Raw genomic sequence first — 2,166 nt, forward strand, 5'->3', positions numbered from 1 at the left:
GATGTGGATTCTGAGAATGTAGACCTTATCAACGTATCCGGTGAAAGTGATCAGGTTGATGCAGTGGTTCTCCAGATGTACAAATGGAACATTGGTCTTAAACAATATATTTCATGATTACATGAATACATGTAAAAACAAATCCCGCTCACCAGAACGAGCAGCCTCAGAGTCCACATACTTTAATAGTGGACTCTAGTCCCAAATTGAAACAAATTCTTATTTATTGCCACCGCAAAACAGGCAGAGAGAAGGGCGAGCACCGAGCCCCTCACTGCCTGTGCGGGGCTTTTTGTAAGGCTTGTCTTACGTAAGGCCACACTCAGAAGTAATATAAAAACCTGTAGTTAATTGGCCGAAGCCATAAAGCAACCCCACTTGGAAAAACCAACCCCGCGCAGCAATGCGCCCCCGATAAACTTTTCTTTGCTGATAATTCCACTTATCTGTAGTTATTTCCTTAAGTGCCCCCTATGTGATAGGTGGTAGCGCCCCTATAGGGAGTGTGGCGTTTTAATCCCTTAAAACCTTGTAGTAAATAAACCTACCTAATAGAAGAATAGTTCTACCCTACTAGGCGCTACGCGCCTTTGTTAAGGCTGATAAATTGCACTGTATGGGCTTAATTGCTTAGGCGTTGTCGTGCCTGAAAAAAACTAAAAGAGAAAAGCTGTAAATACTAATTTGCTAAACCGCAATTTTTTATACCGCTAAATAGGAATGGTGATCAGCATATTGATGCTGGTTTTTTAAAATATTAATTAGGAGGACTGGTATGTTCGAATTAAAAATAAAGATGGCGGATAAATTTGAGTTTTGTATAACTCTTGAATTATCGAAGTTTGTAGTTTTGGTTCAAGTGTTAAATTTGTTTTTTAACTAAGTAACTTTTAGGAGAGCTAAAAATAGGTTTTGATAATGATTATTATCGTAACCTATTTTTACTTGCTGATAATCCCACATAAATTTGACTATTTTGAAGGGTGTTTTGGTCTGTTTTGCGGAGCAAAATCCTTTACTTGATACTATAGAAACAACGCGCAGACAGAATGCACACATAAAACACCTTTCAAAGCATTGCTATTAAAGGGTTTTTGCATTAAATTTATGACTCTACCCGACAGGGTAGGTTAAACCGAATTTGAGGTTTTATTTTTAAAGACGCCATTTAAAATTCAGGCTCTAGGAAGGACAAAGGGGAGTGCTCGAACACATCCCCTTCAGTTGGTTCTCCAGATTGCCACCGACCAAGGCGCAAACCGAAAAACCTCATCTTCTCAACTCTGTAAAGTCACAAGAGAAGACAATGAAAATTATATATGAAGACCTGCCTGTAATCCACGATTCAGGTGAAATTTTACAAGATACCACCGACTGGCGCACTTTTAAGCTTAAGAGTACTGCCGTTTCTTATGCTATGAATTACACTAATGAGGTTCGTTCTGAACGAATTTTAGATTGTGGATCCCTTCTAGCTTTTGGAGTTTCGAACTCTGGGGAAAAGAGACTTATTAAAGCTTATTTTTGCAAAGATAGAATGTGTCCTGCTTGCCAAAAAAGGCGGTCATTAGTTGTATTTCACCAAGTTAAAGATGTTTGTTTATCTTTGCAGTCAGAGTATAAAAGCACTCGATATTTACTCTTAACGCTTACCGTTCCGAATGTCACCGCTGATGATTTGCCCGATGAAATAAAGAAAATGAATAAAGCCTGGGCTAGTCTATCTAGGAAGGTTGAATTTAAAAAATCTATATGGGGTTGGTTCAAGGCCCTAGAGATTACCCATAACAAAAAGACCAACACTTACCACCCACATTTTCATGTCTTACTTGCCGTTCCTGCCGAATATTTCAAAGGTAAGAATTATATAAATCAATTCCGCTGGCTTGAGCTTTGGCAAATGGCCATGAAGAATGATTACATCACACAGGTTGATGTTAGGCGTGTTAAACCTAACCCTAAGCGCTCAGGCTCTACTATTGAAGCCGCAGCTGCTGAAGTTGGAAAATATGCTACAAAGCCCTCAGATTACATTAAGAAGGTATCTAAAGACCGTTATGTTGCCGATCCTAAGGTTGTTGGTGAGCTTTCAGAAATACTCAAGTTTAAACGATTGATAGCTTTCGGTGGTCGTATGAAAGAGCATTATCAAAAGCTAAGTTTTTC

At 38.9% G+C, this 2,166-nt stretch carries 1 protein-coding gene; it reads left to right on the forward strand.

Translation table 11 applies throughout. The features are described from left to right. Positions 1-1,201: 1,201 nt before the first annotated feature. A partial coding sequence (locus I6F45_RS21155; RefSeq protein ID WP_197162035.1) for a protein rep occupies positions 1,202-2,166 on the forward strand: 965 nt, incomplete at its 3' end.

It is taken from the genome of Pseudoalteromonas sp. SWYJZ19 (assembly GCF_015864375.1).
Classification (GTDB): Bacteria; Pseudomonadota; Gammaproteobacteria; order Enterobacterales; family Alteromonadaceae; genus Pseudoalteromonas; species Pseudoalteromonas arctica.